We start from the raw sequence: 16,012 nt of genomic DNA on the forward strand, positions 1-16,012 counted from the left end.
CTACCGGCTCACTCCTCGTCGGACTCGGCCTCGACCGCCGGGTCGTGCGTCTCGTACCAGTCGAGGATCTTCTCCAACCGGTGGATCGCGCGGTCCGGGTCGCCGATGTTGTGGTGTTCGTCGGGGTAGACGACCAGCTCCGCGTCGATCCCCTGCTTGCGCGCCGCGACGTACAGCTGCTCCGACTGCGACGGGGGACACCGCCAGTCCTCGCCGCCGGCCATCACGAGCAGCGGCGTCTCAATGTTCCCGGCGTCGAGGATCGCCGTCGACGCGTCGAACGCCTCCGGGTTCTCCCACGGGAGCCCGAACTCCGCCTCCATCCAGATGTGCGTGTCGTCCGTACCGAACGCGGAACGGATGTCGTAGATCCCGTGTTCCGGGGCCGCGGCGGTGAACAGGTCGGGCTCCTGCGTGACGAGGAACCCCTGCGCGATGCCGCCGTACGAGAAGCCGTGGCCGAACACGCGGTCGGGGTCGACCCAGCCGCGGTCCGCGAGCGCCTCGACGCCGGCCGCGATGTCGTCGACTTCGGCGGTCCCCCACTTCCCGGTCAGCTCCGCGGTGAACTCCCGGCCGCGGGAGGTGCCGCCGCGGTAGTTCGGGCGGAAGACGAGGTAGCCCCGGCTCGTCAACGCGGCGTGCCCGAAGCTGAACACGGGCTCGTCGTACGACATCGGGCCGCCGTGGATCGCCACCACCAGCGGGTGGTCGCCGTCCTCGGGGTCGACGTCGGGGTCGTGGTAGAGGACGCCGTCGAGCGTCCAACCGTCGGACTCCCACTCGACCCGGCGGGCCTCCGGCATCGCGAACTCGTCGACGAGCGACTCGTTGACGCGGGTGAGGCGCCGGAAGGAGTCGGGTTCAGACTCCTTGTCGAGATCGTCGACGTCGACCGCGTACAGGTCGGATCCGTCTTCCGGGTCCGAGAGGACCGTCACCGCCGTCGACCCGTCGTCGGCGACGTCGAACCCGGCCATGGCGCGGTCGCGGCCCTGCGCCTCGAAGAGGCGCTCGACGGTCCCGTCCGTCTCGACGCGGACCAGCCGCGTGCGGCTCTCGTCGGCGATCCGAGTGTAGATCGCGCCGTCGATCCACACCGGCTCGCCGCCCCGGGCGACCGTCCGGTCAAGGTCGGCGGTGAGCGAGACGGGGTCGTCGCGGGCGTCCGCGTCCGCCTCGGCGTCGACGAGGTACACCTCCGCCGGGGCGGGCGGGTCGTCGGGGTCGCTGCCGACCGTCGCGATCCCGTCGCCGTCGGGGCGCCATGCCGGCGCGCCGTGGGTGAGGTCGCCGCCCGTGAGCCGCTCGGCGTCGCCGCCGTCGGGCGAGACGGCGTAGAGGTCGCGGACGGAGGTGTCGTCCGGGCGGTCGAGCCGACAGGAGGTGAACGCGATCCGGTCCTCCGGGCCCCACGTCGGGTCCATCCCGGCGAGGTCCTCGAAGGCGCCGCCGCCGTACGCGTCGTCGAGGCGTCGGGGGTCGCTCTCGGGATCGTCGGGGTCGACGACGAAGAGGTACCGCGTCACCTCGTCGGTCCACCCCGCGCCGTTCACCTTGTGCTGGAGGCGAGTCGTCTCGATGGGGCCGCCCTCCTCGCGGACCTGGTCGAGGTACTCCGACTCCTCGTCGGTCGGGTCGCGCGACTCGATCACGAGGCGGTCCCCGTCGGGCGACCAGTCGAAGCCGGCGACGCCCTCGTCGCGTTCGGTAACCTGACGGGCGTCGCCGCCCAGCGCGAGGTCAAAGATCCACACCTGCGGCTTGGGCTCCTCGTCGCCGTTTCCGAGGGGTTCGTCCTCGTCTTCCTCGGCCTCGTCTCCTCCCTCGTCGTCTTCGGTCTCCGCTTCCTCGTCGTCCTCCTCGTCTCGGTCGCGCCAGCCGACCCGCCGCTCGGCGTCGCGGTCGCGGGCGGCCACGAACGCGAGGCGGTCGCCGTCGGGCCCCCACGTCGGTGCGGAGGCGCCCGAGTCGCTCGTCAGCCGGTGCGGCTCGCGGGAGCCGTCGGTGGGAGCGACGAACAGCGAGGAGACCGCCTCGTCGGCGGCCTGGTCGTACTCGGTCGCGGTGAAGGCGACGCGGTCGCCGGTCGGGGAGACGGCGACCTCGCCGACCTGCGTCAGGTCGTAGTAGGCGTCCAGCGGCAGTTCCGACATGAACCCATCCAGCGGCGGGCGCAGGAAATACGTTCGGGCCGCGGAACCTCGCCGGGCGGGAGCAACGCGGTCGCCCGCGACGCGGAGCGGTGGACGGCGACCGACTTAACCGCGCCGCGCCCGCACCGCAGCCCGTGTTCCGCGATCTCTCGCAGCCGATCGAGACGGGGATGCCGACCTACCCCGGCGATCCCGAGGTGACGCTGGCGTCCGACGCGACCCACGAGGCCGACGGCTACGCGACGAGCGAGCTCCGGACCGGGACGCATGCGGGAACGCACGTCGACGCGCCGACGCACACCGTCCCCGACGGCGAGGCGATAGACGAGCGGGCAGTCGGGCGGTTCGCGTTCGACGCGCGGCTCGTCGACCCCCGCCCGCTCGAACCGCGGGAAGCGATCGCGCCCGACGCGCTGCCCGAGCCGAGCGACCTCGACCCGAACGTCGATCTCCTCGTCCTCCGGACCGGGTGGGAATCGCACTGGGGGACCGAGCGGTACCGCGACCACCCGTATCTGACCGCGGCGGCCGCCGAGCGCTGTCGCGCGGCGGGGGTCGGCGTCGGTCTCGATACGTTCGGGCCCGATCTGACCCCGACCGCGGGAGGCGCCGCCGGATCGTCCGCGACCGCATGCGACGCCGACTCGGCCGCAACGACGGACGACGAACCCGGCGGGACTCCCTCCCACGACGTCCTCTTGGGCGACTCGCTCCCGATCGTCGAGAACCTCCGCGGCCTCGACGGCCTCCCGCACCGGTTCCGGATCTACGCCTTCCCGCTCCGGCTTCGCGGCGCCGACGGGTCGCCGGTGCGCGCGGTCGCGGAGTGGGAGAATTAGCCGGCCGCGGACCGCCGCGCGCGCCGGATCGCGGGCGCCCCAGACCAAACCCGTTTTAAGCGTCGGCGACGAACCGCGCCATAAGGTCGATATCCATGGAAATGCCACGCCGCTTCAACACGTACTGCCCACACTGTGACTCCCACCACGAGCACGAGGTGGAGAAGGTCCGATCGGGTCGCGCGACCGGAATGAAGCGCGACGCGCGGCAGCGACGCCGCGCACTCGCGACGATCGGCAACGCCGGCGGGTACTCGAAGGTGCCCGGTGGCGACAAGCCGACGAAGAAGACCCACCTGAAGTACCGCTGCGGCGACTGCGGGAAAGCCCACATGCGCGAGGGATGGCGCGCCGGCCGTCTCACGTTCCAGGAGTAAGCATGGCGGGAGACTTCCACCGCGTCGCCTGCGGCGACTGCGAGAACGAACAGGTCGTCTTCGGCAAGGCCTCCTCCACGGTGTCGTGCGCGGTCTGCGGCACGACCCTCGCGACCCCAACCGGCGGAGAGGCGGAGCTTCACGGCGAAATCGTCGAAACCGTTGAGGCGCGGTAACCGCCTCACCCACCCCGTATGAAGTACAGCGGCTGGCCCGAACCCGGCGAGTTGGTGGTCGGCGACGTCGACGAGATCGCCGACTTCGGCGTGTTCGTCGACCTCGACGAGTACGAGGAGAAGCGCGGCCTCTGTCACATCAGCGAGGTCGCCTCCGGCTGGATCAAGAACGTCCGCGACCACGTCCGCGAGGGACAGACGGTCGTCGCGAAGGTGTTGGAGGTCGACGAGTCGTCGAACCAGATCGACCTGTCGATCAAAGACGTCAACGAACACCAGCGCAAGGAGACGATCCAAGACTGGAAGAACGCCCAGAAGGCCGACAACTGGATGCTCATCGCGCTCGGCGAGGACGTCGACGACGACCGCTACACGTCGGTCGCCAACGCCCTCCTCGCAGAGTACGAGAGCCTCTACGACGCCTTCGAGTCGGCCGCGATCAGCGGCGACGAGGCGCTCGACGACGTCGACGTCGACGGCGACACCGCCGACGCGATCGTCACGGCCGCCCGCGACAACGTCTCCGTCCCGTACGTCGACGTGACGGGGTACGTCGACCTCGAGTCTGCGGCCCCCGACGGCGTCGACGACGTGCGCGACGCGCTCGCGGCCGCCGAGGGGAACGGCGAGATCCCGGACGGCGTCGAGCTCGACGTCGGCTACGTGGGCTCGCCCGAGTACCGGATCAAGGTCCGCGCGCCGGACTACAAGACGGCGGAGTCGCAGCTCGAGACCGCCGCCGAGCGCGCCCGCGAGTCCATCGAGGCCGCCGGCGGCGCCGGCGAGTTCCACCGCGAGCGACGCGAAGACGACGAGTAACCGCGGCCCGTTCGACCCGCAACCTTTTACCGTGAAATCAGATATCCGCGTCTGCGCGAACTGGGAGACCGCTCACGACCGACCGGTGTACGCGCTCGGCGACCGCTGTCCGGCGTGCGACGGCCCCACCGAGAACAGCGCGCCGGCCCCGTTCGGCCCGGAGGACCCCTACGGCGAGTACCGCCGGCGGGCGCGGCGGCGGTCGGAGTAGCCCCGCCCCGACCGGGACGCGGCGGAGGTCCGTCGGCTGCGACCGATCGCGAGCCGGTGGAACGCAAGCCACCGGAATAGCCACGCTCTTGTGACCGCCGCCCGGACGGACGGGGTATGGAGGACATCGAGATCGACGAGGTCGCGACGCCGGAGTTAGAGAACCCGGTGTTGATCGAGGGGCTGCCGGGCGTCGGCCACGTGGGGAAACTGGCGGCCGAACACCTCTTGGAAGAATTCGACGGGGAGTTAGTCCGTCGGGTGTACGCCACGGAGTTCCCGCCGCAGGTGAGCGTCGACGACGAGGGGGTCGCGGAGCTGACCTGCGCCGAGTTCCACGCCGTCGAGACCGACGGCGCCGACCTGCTCGTGTTGACCGGCGACCACCAGGCCGGGTCGAACGCGGGCCACTACAAGCTCACCTCGACGTTCCTCGACGTGGCCGAGGAGTTCGGCGCCGAGCGCGCGTTCGCGCTCGGGGGCGTCCCGACCGGCGAGCTCGTCGAGGAGTACACCGTCCTCGGCGCGGTCTCCGACGCGTCCCTCGTCGACGACCTCGAAGACGCCGGCGTGGAGTTCCGCGCGGACGAGCCGGCCGGCGGCATCGTCGGCGTCTCCGGACTCGTGCTCGGCCTCGGCGGTCGGCGCGGCTTCGAGGCCGCCTGCCTGATGGGCGAGACGAGCGGCTACCTCGTCGACCCGAAGAGCGCGCGGGCGGTGCTGGAGACGCTGGAGGCCGTCCTCGAGTTCACCCTCGACTACGAGAGCCTGGAGGACCGCGCCGAGGAGATGGAGGAGGTCGTCGGCAAGATCCAAGAGATGCAGGAGGGCCCCGCCGTCCCGGACGACGACCTGCGCTACATCGGTTGAATCGGGCGCATTCGCCGGACTCGCCTCGTACTCTCCGCGGCAGTTCGCTTCGGTCCGGCGACCGGGACCCCCGCTTCCGGCAGAGCTAAACCGCATCCCCAATCATCGTCCGTGTATGACAGAGGTACGCGTCGCCGGAGTCGGGCTCACTCCCTTCGGCCGGCACCCGGAGCGCACCGGTCGCGACCTGTTCGGCGAGGCCGCGCTGCGGGCGTTCGAGGACGCGGCGGTCGACAGGGCCGACGTCGAGGAGCTGAACTACGGGAACTTCATGGGGGCGCTCGCCGAACACCAGGGCCACCAGGCGCCGCTGATGGCCGAGGCCGCGGGGGTCCGCTGCCCGGCGACGCGCTACGAGTCGGCGTGCGCGTCGGCCGGCGTCGCGGTCCGCGAGGCGGTCCGGACGGTGGCCGCGGGCGACGCCGACGTTGTCCTCGCGGGCGGGATGGAGCGAATGACGAACCTCCCGACCGACGAAGTGACCGAGGGGCTCGCCATCGCGGCCGACGACCTCTACGAGGTGCGGGCCGGGGTGACCTTCCCGGGCGCGTACGCGCTCATGGCCAACGCCTACTTCGACGCGTACGGGGGGAGCCGCGAGGACCTCGCCCATATCGCGTCGAAGAACCACGAGAACGCCCTCCCGAACGAGTACGCCCAGTACCGCAGGGAGGTGTCCGTCGCGGAGGCGATGGACGCCCCGCCGGTCGCGGAGCCGCTCCACCTCTACGACGCCTGTCCGATCACCGACGGCGCGAGCGCGCTCGTCCTCGTCTCCGAGGAGTACGCCGCCGAGCACGACCTCGACGCCTCGGTCGCGGTGACGGGGACCGGGCAGGGGACCGACCGGATGGCGCTCGGGGACCGCGAGCACCTCGCGCGGACGCCCGCCGCCGACGACGCGGCCGACGCGGCCTACGCGGACGCGGGCGTCGAGGCGGCCGACGTCGACGTCGCCGAGGTCCACGACTGCTTCACCATCGCGGAGGTGCTGGCGCTGGAGTCGCTCGGGCTGTTCGAACCGGGTGAGGGGATCTCGGCGGCCCGCGAGGGGCTCACGACCGCCGACGGCGACCTCCCGGTGAACCTCTCCGGCGGGCTGAAGGCGAAGGGCCACCCGGTCGGCGCCACCGGCGGCTCGCAGATCGCCGAGCTGACCCGCCTGCTCCGGGGCGACCATCCCAACAGCGAGCACGTCCCGGAGGCGGAGGTCGGCGTCGCGCACAACGCGGGCGGCACGGTCGCCAGCGCGGTCGTCCACGTGCTGGAGGTGGCCGGATGAGCGACGACGGCGCGGACGCGGCGGACGAGACGGACGAGACGGACGCGGCGCCGCCGACGGACCGCCACTACGCCGAGTGGCTCGACGCGCTCGCCGACGGGGACGGGTTCGCCTTGGTCTGTCCGGAGGGACACGGCTCCCTTCCCCCGCGGCGGGTGTGTCCCGAGTGCGGGGCCGCCGACCTCTCGCGGGAGCCCCTCGACGAGACGGGGACGGTGGCGACGTACAGCGTCGTCCACGTCCCGTCGCCGCGCTTCGCCGACGACGCGCCGTACGCGACCGCGGTGGCGGACTTCGGTCCGACGCGGCTGACGGGGATCGTCCGCGACGGCGGCGCGGACGACGAAGCGCCCGAGGTCGAAATCGGCGACACGATCGCGGTCGACGTGGGCGAGCGGGCCACCGACGGCGAGCGCCTCGTCGTCTTTCGGCCGGCTGGCGGGCGCTGAGCGCGGCGGTCGCCCGACGGCGCCGGTGAGTCGAAACGGGTCCCGGTCTCCGAGAGCGTTTCCGTGACGAGCGTGTCAGCGCCAAAACCGTTATATCCGGGTCGTCGGTACTCCGGACGTATGCCCGACCGCATCCCGGTCCTCCTCGTCGACGACGACCCGGACCTCCGCGCGGTCACCGCCACGTTCCTAGAGCGCGAGGCGGACCGAATCGCGGTCGAGACGGCGCCCGACGCGGCCGACGGCCTCGACGTCTTAGCGGAGCGCGACGTCGAGTGCGTCGTCTCCGACTACGAGATGCCCGGGAAGGACGGGCTCGCGTTCCTCGCCGAGGTGCGCGAGCGCCACCCGGACATTCCCTTCATCCTCTTCACCGGACGGGGGAGCGAGGAGGTCGCGAGCGAGGCGATCTCCGCCGGCGTCACCGACTACCTCCAGAAGCGCGGCGGCACGGAGCGGTACGAGCGGCTGGCGAACCGGATCGTCGAGGCCGTCGAGAAGCGGCGAGCCGAGCGGGACGCCGAGCAGGCGGTCGAGCAGTTCCGCGCGGTCGCGGAGGGCGCGTCCGACGCGATCGTAACGATCGACACCGACGGCGTGATCCGGTTCGCGAACCCGGCCGTCGAGTCCGTGCTCGGGTACGAACCGTCGGAGTTGGAAGGGGAACCGCTGACGACGCTGATGCCCGAGCGACACCGCGACGACCACCGCGAGGCGGTCGACCGGTACCTCGACACGGGCGAGCGGAGCGTCGACTGGTCGGACGTTCGGTTCAACGCGCTCCACCGCGACGGCGGCGAAGTCCCCGTCTCCCTGTCGTACGGCGAGTACGAGGTCGAGGGAGAACGGCGCTTCGTGGGCGTGATCCGCGACGACGGCGAGCGGGAGCGACACCGGGCGTTCATCGAACACGCCAGCGACGTGGTCGCGGTGCTGTCGAGCGACTGGCGGTTCCGGTACCTGAGCCCCTCCTGCGAGCGCGTGACCGGTCACGCGCCGTCCGATCTGCTCGGCGAGCGGTCGCTGGACTACGTCCACCCGGAGGACCGCGAGGCGGTCAGAACGGCGTTCGGCGAACTCTCCGCCGGCGAGAGCCTCCCGACCGCCGAGTACCGGTTCGAGACCGCCGAGGGCGAGTATCGCTGGCTCGAGTCCGTCGGGAGCGACCGGATCGAGACCGACGGCATCGAGGGGTACGTCGTCACCACGCGCGACGTCTCCGCGCGGAAGGAGCGCGAGCGGACCCTCGCCCGGCTCCGAGAGTGGACGCGGGAGCTCAACTACACCCGGACCACCGAGGAGGCGGCCGAACTGGCGGTGGAGGCGGTCGACGACCTGATCGACGCCGGGCTGAGCGGGATCCACCTGCTGAACGACGACGGATCCCGCCTCGAACCGGTCGCGCTCGGCGACTCGGTACCGACGCTGTTCGAGAGCCAGCCCTCCTACGACCGGGACGCACCGCCGGGGACGCGGGCGGCGCTGGCGTGGGAGGCCTTCGAGGGAGACGAGTCGATTGTCATCGACGAGCTCTCGTCGGCCGACCGGCTCGACGAGTCCTCGCCCGCGGAGAGCCTCGTGTTGCGCCCGGTCGGCGGCCACGGGTTGTTCGTCGTCTCGTCGCCGGAGCCGAACGAGTTCACCGACACCGACGTCCTCGTGGCCGAGATCCTCTCCGGCCACCTCGAGGCGGCGCTCGACCGCGTCGAGCGAGAGAGCCGCGTCGAGCGGCTCCACGGGGCCACGCGAACGCTCGTCGGGGCGGAGTCCCGGGAGGAGATCGCCGAGCGGGCCGTGGAGGCCGCCACCGACGTGCTGGGCTTCTCGATCGTCACCGTCCGTGTTCACGACGAGGCGGCGGGCGGACTGGTGCCGTCCGCCGTCTCGCCCGAGGCCGAGCGGCTGCTCCCGGAGCGCGAGACGTTCACGCCCGACGGCGGGAGCCTCAACTGGGCGGTCTTCGAGGCGGGCGAACAACGGATGTACGACGACATCCGAACGACCGACGCGCTCGACGCCGACACGGCGCTGCGCAGCCTGCTTATCGTCCCGATCGGCGAGTACGGGACGATCGCGATCGGCGAGACGGAGCCGGGGGTGTTCGACGGGGTCGACGAGTACCTCGCCGGCATCCTCGCGACCGCGGCCGAGACGGCGTTCCAGGCCGAGGCGCGCACCCGACGGCTCGCCGAGCGGACCGCCGAGCTGGAGCGGCAGAACGACCGGTTAGAGGAGTTCGCCGGCGTGGTGTCACACGACCTCCGGAACCCGCTTGAGGTCGCTCGCGGCCGGACCGAACTGGCCCGCGAGGAGTGCGACAGCGACCACCTGGCTGCGGTCGAGCGCGCGCACGACCGGATGACCGCGCTGATCGACGACCTGCTCACGCTCGCCCGCGAGGGCGACCCCGTGACCGACGCCGAGCCGGTCGATCTGGCGCGGGTCGTCGGCTCCTGCTGGCGGACCGTCGACACGAGGGACGCGACGCTGCGGAGCGAGGCCGAGGGGACGATCCTCGCGGACGAGGGGCGGCTGAGACAGCTGTTGGAGAACCTGATCCGGAACGCGATCGAACACGGCGGCGAGGACGTGACGGTCACCGTCGGAACGCTGCCGGACGGCTTCTCCGTGGCCGACGACGGGCCGGGGATCGACCCGGACCGGCGCGAGGCGGTGTTCGACGCCGGCCACTCGACCTCGCAGTCGGGGACCGGGTTCGGGTTACGGATCGTCGAACAGGTGGCCGACGCGCACGGGTGGTCGGTGCGCGCCGTCGAGAGCGAGGCGGGCGGGGCGCGCTTCGAAGTCACCGGGGTCGAATCCGCGGACTGACCGCTTCGAGACGCGACGGGAGAAAAAGTCGGGTTCGAACGGTCGGCTTTTCGCGCGGTCTCGTTAGTCCCGCGTGACCAGCTCGACCTCGTGGCCGTCTTGGTCCTTCGTGAACGCGTAGTTGTGGTCGCACGATTCGGGGTCGCGGTAGTCGGGCGCCTCGCGGGTCATGAGGTCGTCCCAGGCGTCGTCGAGGTCGTCGACGCGCACCGCGACGTGGCCCCAGGCGTCGCCCATCGTGTACTCGCGGCCGTCGTAGTTGTAGGTGAGTTCGATCTTCATCGCCTCCTCCGGGGCGTCCTCGGGCGCCACGAAGTAGTTCGAGAAGGAGTCCGCCTCCCAGCGGCCGGGTACCTCGGTGTACTCGAACTTGCGGGTCCAGTAGCCGAGCGCCTCGTCGGCGTCCTCGACGCGGATCATCGTGTGGTCGATGCTCCACTTCGCGCCGTGGTCGCGCTTGACGATCTCGATCTCGTGGCCGTCGGGGTCCTTCACGAACGCGTAGCGGTTTCCACAGGACTCGGGGTCGCGGTAGTCCTCGACGCCCTCCGCCATCAGCTGGTCGTACGAGTCTTGGAGCGCGTCCTCGGGGACGCGGACCGCGATGTGGCCCCAGGCGTCGCCGATCTCGTAGGTGCGGCCGTCGTGGTTGTACGTGAGCTCCAAGAGGGCGCCGTCCTCGTGGACGTCCTCGGGCCCGAGGAAGACGTTGGTGAACGTGTCCGCCTCCCAGCGGCCCTTCTCCTCGTAGTTCAGGTGCGTCTGGTACCAGTCGAGGCTCTCCTCTAAGTCCTCGACGCGGATCATCACGTGGTCGAGCGTTCCGTCCATACGCGAGCGATCGGCCGCTCGGGTCAAAAGCGTACTGAAGCCCGAACCCGCCTCGCGGCGCCGGAGCGGAGGGGACAGATACCGCGAGGAGTCTCGTTTTATTAACACCGTACGGAGTGGATAGATACGTCTCGATCCCCCATACCGGACGTTCGCCGTCTTCGGGCGGCGAACGTTCAAATGGCAAACGAACCCACGAGGCCGTCCGCGCCGGACGGCACGACAGCGCAGTATCGCTCGCACGCAACACCCTCCGACTCGGGGACGCTCCGGCTGGTCGCCGCGTTCGTGGCGGGGGCGCCGTTCGCGGGGCTCGTCGCCGCCGTCGAGGTGGCGGTCGTGACGGCCGCGCTCGGCGTGCCGCTCTCGGCCGCGCCGGTCGCGGTGGGCCTCGTCGCGTTCGCGGTGTACGCCGCGGACCACGTCGCCGACGCCGAGGGCGACATCGGCTCGACGCCGGTGCGGGCGCGGATCGCGCTCCGCTACGCCGATCAGCTGATGGTCGCCGCCGCGGTGAGCTACGGGCTGGCCGTCGCGCTCGCGGCCGGCGCGGGTCCCGCGGCGCTCGCGCTCGTCCTCGTCCCCGGTGCGGTGTGGATCGGCTACGCCACCGACTGGCTGCCGGCCGCGGGGGACCTCGTCGCGCCGCTCGGCGAGGTCTCCGTGCCGCGCCTGAAGGACGTGTTCCTCCTCAACTCCGCGGCGGTCGCGCTCGCCTGGGCGGTCGCCGTCGTGGCCGCGCCGCTCGCGTTCGCCGGCGTTCCCGTGGACTCGGCCGGAGCGCCCGCGGTCGCCCTGCTTTTCGCCTACGTCTTCGCCCGCTCGTTCGTCGACGTCGAGGTCCCGAACGTCAGGGACGTCGCGGCCGACGCCGCGCGGGGCGTGGCGACGCTCCCCGTCGTCTACGGAGTCAGCGGAACGCGGCGGGCCCTGCTGGCCGTCGACGCCGTCGCCGCCGGACTGCTGGCGGCCACCGCCGCGACCGGCGCCGCGTCGACCCCCGCCCTCGCCGCGCTCGGCGTCGGCCTCGCCGTTTCGGTGACCGTCACCGCGCTGGCCGACCGGCTCGGCGGCGCGGCGCTCGGGGTCGCGCCCGACTGTAGCTACCTCGTCGCCGGCGCCGTCCTCCTCGCGATCGGCTGGTGAGGTCGCGTCCGCGGGTCCGAGGGCCCCAACGGCCGGTTTTTTCGATAAGACAACTCGACCCGATGAGTTATAAATCCAATGTGCGTAAAAAACGGTATGGCCGCGCTGAGTCCCCTCTCCGTCGCCCTCCTCGTCGCGGTCACGGTCGGGTTGGCGGCGGCGATCCTCGCGTGGCGGGAGCGGCCGGAGCCGGGCGCGACGTGGCTCGCGGTGCTGCTCACCGGACAGGTGTGGTGGGCGACGTTCCTCGTCTTCGAGCTGGAGGCGACGACGCTGCCGGCGAAGGCGCTCTGGTACGACGTCCAGTGGGTCGGCGTCGTCGCGATCCCGGTCGGCTGGCTCTTCTTCGCGCTGGCGTACACCGGCTACGACCGCTACGTGACGCCCTTCTCCGTGGCGCTCGTGTCGGTCATTCCGGTCGCCACCGTCGCGGTCGCCGCCGCCGGCGACCCGGGCGACCTCCTCGCGGTCGACCGGGTCGTGCGCGAGACAGCCGTCGGGACGTTCCTCGACGTCGTCCCCGGCCCGCTGTACTACGTCATCGCGGGATACACCTACCTCCTCGGCGCGGTCGGATCGGTTCCGCTGATCCAGCTGATCCGCGACGACGCCCGCCCGTTCCGGGGACAGAGCGCGGCGCTGCTCGTCGGGACCGCTGCGCCGTGGGCCGGGAACCTCGCGCACCTCTCCGGCGCGGTGCCGATCCCCGGGCTCGACCCCACCCCGCTGGCGTTCGCGGTCTCCGGCGTGGCGTACCTGCTCGCGCTCTCGCGGTTCCGCCTGCTGACGCTCGCGCCGGCCCCCCGCCGCCGCGCCCGGCAGCTCGTCTTTGAGCAGCTTCACGACCCCGTCTTCGTCGTCGGCACGGAGGGCCTCCTCGTCGACCTGAACGAGTGCGCGGCCGAGACGTTCGGGATCGACCGACGCGACGCGATCGGCGAGCCCGCGGCGACCGTCGTGCCGAAGTACGACGCGATCCGCGAGCTCGACGGCACCGACGCCGACAAACCGCGGCCGATACCGATCGTCGGCCGCGACGGCCAACGGCCGTACGAGGCGACGGTTCGGGACGTCGTCGACGACCACGACCGCACCACGGCCCGGGTGATCACCTTCCACGACGTCGGGGCGTACCTCGGCCAACAGCAGCGGCTCAACGTCTTGAACCGCGTGTTCCGTCACGACGTTCGGACGGAGACCAACCTCATCCAGGGGTACGCCGAACAGCTCCGCTCGGACCCGACCGACGAGCGCGCCCTTTCGATCATCGAGGAGAGCGCCGGGCGGATGCTCGAACTCAGCGAGCGCACCCGGACCGCCGGCGAGCTGTTCGACCCGACGGAGGAGTCCGAGACGGCGCCGCTCACGGACGCCGTCGACGAGGCCGTCGCGGAGGCGAGAGCCGTCGCCCCCGACGCGCGGATCGAGGTCGGGCAGGTGGCGCCGGTCCCGGTTCCGGTCGTGTTGGAGGTCGTCTTGGGGAACCTCTGTACGAACGCGGTCAGACACAACGACGCGGACGCGCCGTGGATGCGGATCGACGCCGCGGTCGCGGACGGCTGGGTCGAGGTCACCGTCGCGGACGACGGGCCCGGGATCGACCCCGCCGAGTACGACGTGTTGGACCGCGGCACGGAGACGCCGCTGCGACACGGCAGCGGGATCGGCCTGTGGATCGTCAAGTGGGGCGTCGACCACCTCGGCGGGCGGATCTCGTTCGACGAGCGCGAGCCGACCGGGACGGTCGTGACGGTCTGCGTCCCGGTCGACCGCTCGGAGACGCCGGGCGCCGACTCGGACGGGGAGCCCCCGGATCCGCCCCTCGACGACTCGGCGACAACCGGCGAGTCGGCCTCGCTGGGGCCGCCGCCGAACGCGGGTCGATAGGCACTTGACGCCGGGCGGCGACCCCGACGTATGGACGCCACGGCCACGACCTATCTCCCGTACGCGCTGCTCGCGATGGGCGCGTACGCGCTCGTCTCCCCGCTGATGCGCGTCGCCACGACCGGTCCGAACGCGATCCCGAGCGACGTCGCCGTCGTCGTCTCGAACACGCTGCTCGTCGCCATGGCGGTCGGCGTGATCGCCTACACCGGGCAGGGCTTTACGACACACCTCGCGTCGCCGAAGCTGGCGCACGTGCTCGCGGCGGGCGTGTTCCTCGGGATCGGCATCCTCGCCCTCTACCGGTCGCTCTCTCTCGGCCCGGTGAGCGTCGTGACGCCCATCTTCGCGATGTTCCTCGTCTTCTCGTCGGTGATCGGCTTCCTGTTCCTCGGCGAGTCGTTCACGGCTCGGAAGGGGCTCGGGATCGTCTTCGCCGCCGCGGCCGTCTACCTCGTCTCCGGCGCCTGACCGGAGGAGGTCGATCCGAGGCCGCCAAACCCCGCCGATCCGGAACCGTCTGCCGCGTGACGAAACCCCTTTAGCCGCCAGCGGGAAAGGAGCGCACCCGCCGTGTCTCGCCTCCCGAGCTCCCTGCGCACGCTGATCTCATACGTCGCCGACCTCCCGAACCCGTTCCGCCTGCTAATCTTATACATCGGCTTCGCCCTCGCGAGGGTCGGGCTGATCGACCGCCACCGCGTGGTCCGGACCACCGACCTCGCGTGGCCGCGGATCGTGACCGGGATCGCCCGGATGTCGAAGAACGCGGTCGACGTCGCGATGGTCGGCGTCGCGGTCGGTACCAGCGCTGTCGCCGGGGTCGGCTTCGCGGGGCCGTACTGGGGGCTCGCGTTCGCGCTCGGCGGCGGCGTCGCCGGCGGCACCATCGCCCTCGTCTCCCAGCGGTACAGCGCCGAGGCGTTTGTCGAGCTCGGCGACGCCGTCCGGTCGAGCGTGCTCCTCGTGATCGCGATCAGCGTCCCCGTCAGCGGCGCGTTCTGGCTGTACGCGCCGGCGTTCATCGACGTCTTAAGCAGCAACGAGGCGGCGATCGCCTACGGCGCCGACTACCTCCGCGTGGTCGGCCTCGGCGTCCCGTTCGCCGCGCTCAACCTCGTCGGCAGCCGCGTGCTGGTGGGCTGCGACGACGCCTACACCGCGATGCAGGTGCGGGCAGGCGGCGCGCTCGCGAACATCGTCCTCAGCGCGCTGTTCATCTTCGGCTTCGGCTGGGGCGTCGAGGGCGCCGCGGTCGGCACCGTCCTCTCGAACGTCCTCGCGGTCGCAGGGTTCACCGTCGGCCTCGTCCGCGGGAGCGCCCCGCTGGTCGGGGAGTTCCCGGTCGAAATCGACCCGGCCGGCTCGTATCTCAACCCCGGTATGCTCCGCGACCTCGTCGAGATCGGCGTGCCGGTCGGCGCGCGCAACCTCGTGTGGACGGCCGCCGAGTTCCCCATGCTCGCCATCCTCGACGTGTTCGGCGAGAACACCGTCGCCGCGTTCGTCATCGCCCGCCGCATCTGGGGGATCATGAACACGCCCGGCTGGGGATTCGGCCTCGCCTCCTCCAGCCTCGTCGGGCAGGAGCTCGGCGTCGAGCGTCCCGACGAGGCCGAGGCGTACGCCCGTGACATCATCCGCTTCTCGGTGGCGACGTACGCCGTCTCCGCGGTGCTGATCGCGACCTTCGCGACCGACATCGTCTCGCTGTTCGCCCAGTCGCCCACGAGCCCCGAGATCCCGATCGCCGTCGACCTCGTGTACGCGGCCTGCGCGGCCGTGATATTCCAAGGGGTCTCCGGCGGCGCGGCCGGTCCGCTCGACGCCGCTGGCGATACGAAGATCCCCTTCGCGAGCCAGTTCCTCGGCATGTTCTGCGTGTCGATACCCCTCGCGTACGTCGGCGCACACAGCTCGACGCCGGCGATCGACCTCCCTCTCGTCGGGGTCACGATCCCGGAGGTCGCGCTGCCCGCGATCGGCCTGTGGGGCTTGTACCTGGCGTTCATGGCCGAGACGACGATCCCCGCCGCGATCAACTACCTGCGGTTCCGCTCGGGCAAGTGGAAGAAGATCAGCGAGGCGTACCGCCCCGAGGCGACCGCGGACGACTGAGGCGGCCGGCGAGCCGATCG

The 16,012-nt window shown here is 71.5% G+C and carries 15 protein-coding genes; 13 read left to right on the forward strand and 2 right to left on the reverse strand.

The window, feature by feature from the left end; genetic code table 11:
• Positions 1-8: 8 nt before the first annotated feature.
• Positions 9-2,156 carry a S9 family peptidase gene (locus J7656_RS09070; protein WP_211553094.1) on the reverse strand — a complete coding sequence of 716 codons (2,148 nt, stop codon included), beginning with the start codon at positions 2,154-2,156 and terminating at the stop codon, positions 9-11.
• A gap of 134 nt (positions 2,157-2,290) precedes the next feature.
• Here J7656_RS09070 and J7656_RS09075 point away from each other — a divergent pair, with 134 nt between their 5' ends.
• The 9 genes from J7656_RS09075 to J7656_RS09115 all read left to right on the forward strand — a co-directional run bounded on the left by J7656_RS09075 (position 2,291) and on the right by J7656_RS09115 (position 10,010).
• Positions 2,291-2,995, forward strand: a complete 705-nt coding sequence (locus J7656_RS09075) for a cyclase family protein (RefSeq protein WP_017343196.1) — start codon at positions 2,291-2,293, stop codon at positions 2,993-2,995.
• A 95-nt stretch (positions 2,996-3,090) separates the two neighbouring features.
• Positions 3,091-3,372, forward strand: coding sequence for a 50S ribosomal protein L44e (locus J7656_RS09080; protein WP_004595867.1), 282 nt, complete (start codon positions 3,091-3,093; stop codon positions 3,370-3,372).
• Positions 3,373-3,374: 2 nt separating this feature from the next.
• Entirely contained in the window at positions 3,375-3,548 is a 174-nt protein-coding gene (locus J7656_RS09085; RefSeq protein ID WP_004595868.1) for a 30S ribosomal protein S27e, read from the forward strand.
• Between the two features lie 18 nt (positions 3,549-3,566).
• A complete protein-coding gene (locus J7656_RS09090) occupies positions 3,567-4,367 on the forward strand; it encodes a translation initiation factor IF-2 subunit alpha (protein ID WP_017343194.1) in 801 nt (266 codons plus the stop codon).
• Between the two features lie 31 nt (positions 4,368-4,398).
• Positions 4,399-4,578 (forward strand): RNA-protein complex protein Nop10, encoded by a 180-nt coding sequence (locus tag J7656_RS09095; protein WP_004595878.1) that lies wholly within the window; start codon positions 4,399-4,401, stop codon positions 4,576-4,578.
• Between the two features lie 116 nt (positions 4,579-4,694).
• A complete protein-coding gene (locus J7656_RS09100; protein WP_017343193.1) occupies positions 4,695-5,447 on the forward strand; it encodes a proteasome assembly chaperone family protein in 753 nt (250 codons plus the stop codon).
• A 115-nt stretch (positions 5,448-5,562) separates the two neighbouring features.
• Positions 5,563-6,729 (forward strand): thiolase domain-containing protein, encoded by a 1,167-nt coding sequence (locus tag J7656_RS09105; RefSeq protein ID WP_017343192.1) that lies wholly within the window; start codon positions 5,563-5,565, stop codon positions 6,727-6,729.
• Positions 6,726-7,178 carry a Zn-ribbon domain-containing OB-fold protein gene (locus J7656_RS09110; protein ID WP_211553096.1) on the forward strand — a complete coding sequence of 151 codons (453 nt, stop codon included), beginning with the start codon at positions 6,726-6,728 and terminating at the stop codon, positions 7,176-7,178. Before J7656_RS09105 ends, J7656_RS09110 begins: the two co-directional genes overlap by 4 nt.
• A 120-nt stretch (positions 7,179-7,298) precedes the next feature.
• Entirely contained in the window at positions 7,299-10,010 is a 2,712-nt protein-coding gene (locus tag J7656_RS09115) for a hybrid sensor histidine kinase/response regulator (RefSeq protein WP_211553098.1), read from the forward strand.
• A gap of 63 nt (positions 10,011-10,073) precedes the next feature.
• Here J7656_RS09115 and J7656_RS09120 read toward each other — a convergent pair whose 3' ends face one another.
• Positions 10,074-10,841 carry a VOC family protein gene (locus tag J7656_RS09120; RefSeq protein WP_211553100.1) on the reverse strand — a complete coding sequence of 256 codons (768 nt, stop codon included), beginning with the start codon at positions 10,839-10,841 and terminating at the stop codon, positions 10,074-10,076.
• Between the two features lie 180 nt (positions 10,842-11,021).
• Here J7656_RS09120 and J7656_RS09125 point away from each other — a divergent pair, with 180 nt between their 5' ends.
• The 4 genes from J7656_RS09125 to J7656_RS09140 all read left to right on the forward strand — a co-directional run bounded on the left by J7656_RS09125 (position 11,022) and on the right by J7656_RS09140 (position 15,992).
• Positions 11,022-11,987 (forward strand): UbiA family prenyltransferase, encoded by a 966-nt coding sequence (locus J7656_RS09125; protein ID WP_096393127.1) that lies wholly within the window; start codon positions 11,022-11,024, stop codon positions 11,985-11,987.
• A gap of 96 nt (positions 11,988-12,083) precedes the next feature.
• On the forward strand, positions 12,084-13,874 hold the full coding sequence (locus J7656_RS09130; protein ID WP_211553102.1) for a histidine kinase N-terminal 7TM domain-containing protein: 1,791 nt from the start codon (positions 12,084-12,086) through the stop codon (positions 13,872-13,874).
• A gap of 30 nt (positions 13,875-13,904) precedes the next feature.
• Positions 13,905-14,345: an EamA family transporter gene (locus J7656_RS09135; protein WP_096393129.1), complete on the forward strand. Its 441-nt coding sequence runs from the start codon at positions 13,905-13,907 to the stop codon at positions 14,343-14,345.
• A 102-nt stretch (positions 14,346-14,447) separates the two neighbouring features.
• Positions 14,448-15,992, forward strand: coding sequence for an MATE family efflux transporter (locus J7656_RS09140; RefSeq protein ID WP_017343185.1), 1,545 nt, complete (start codon positions 14,448-14,450; stop codon positions 15,990-15,992).
• Positions 15,993-16,012 lie beyond the last annotated feature (20 nt).

The organism is Halorubrum ruber (assembly GCF_018228765.1).
In the GTDB taxonomy this organism is placed as follows: domain Archaea; phylum Halobacteriota; class Halobacteria; order Halobacteriales; family Haloferacaceae; genus Halorubrum; species Halorubrum ruber.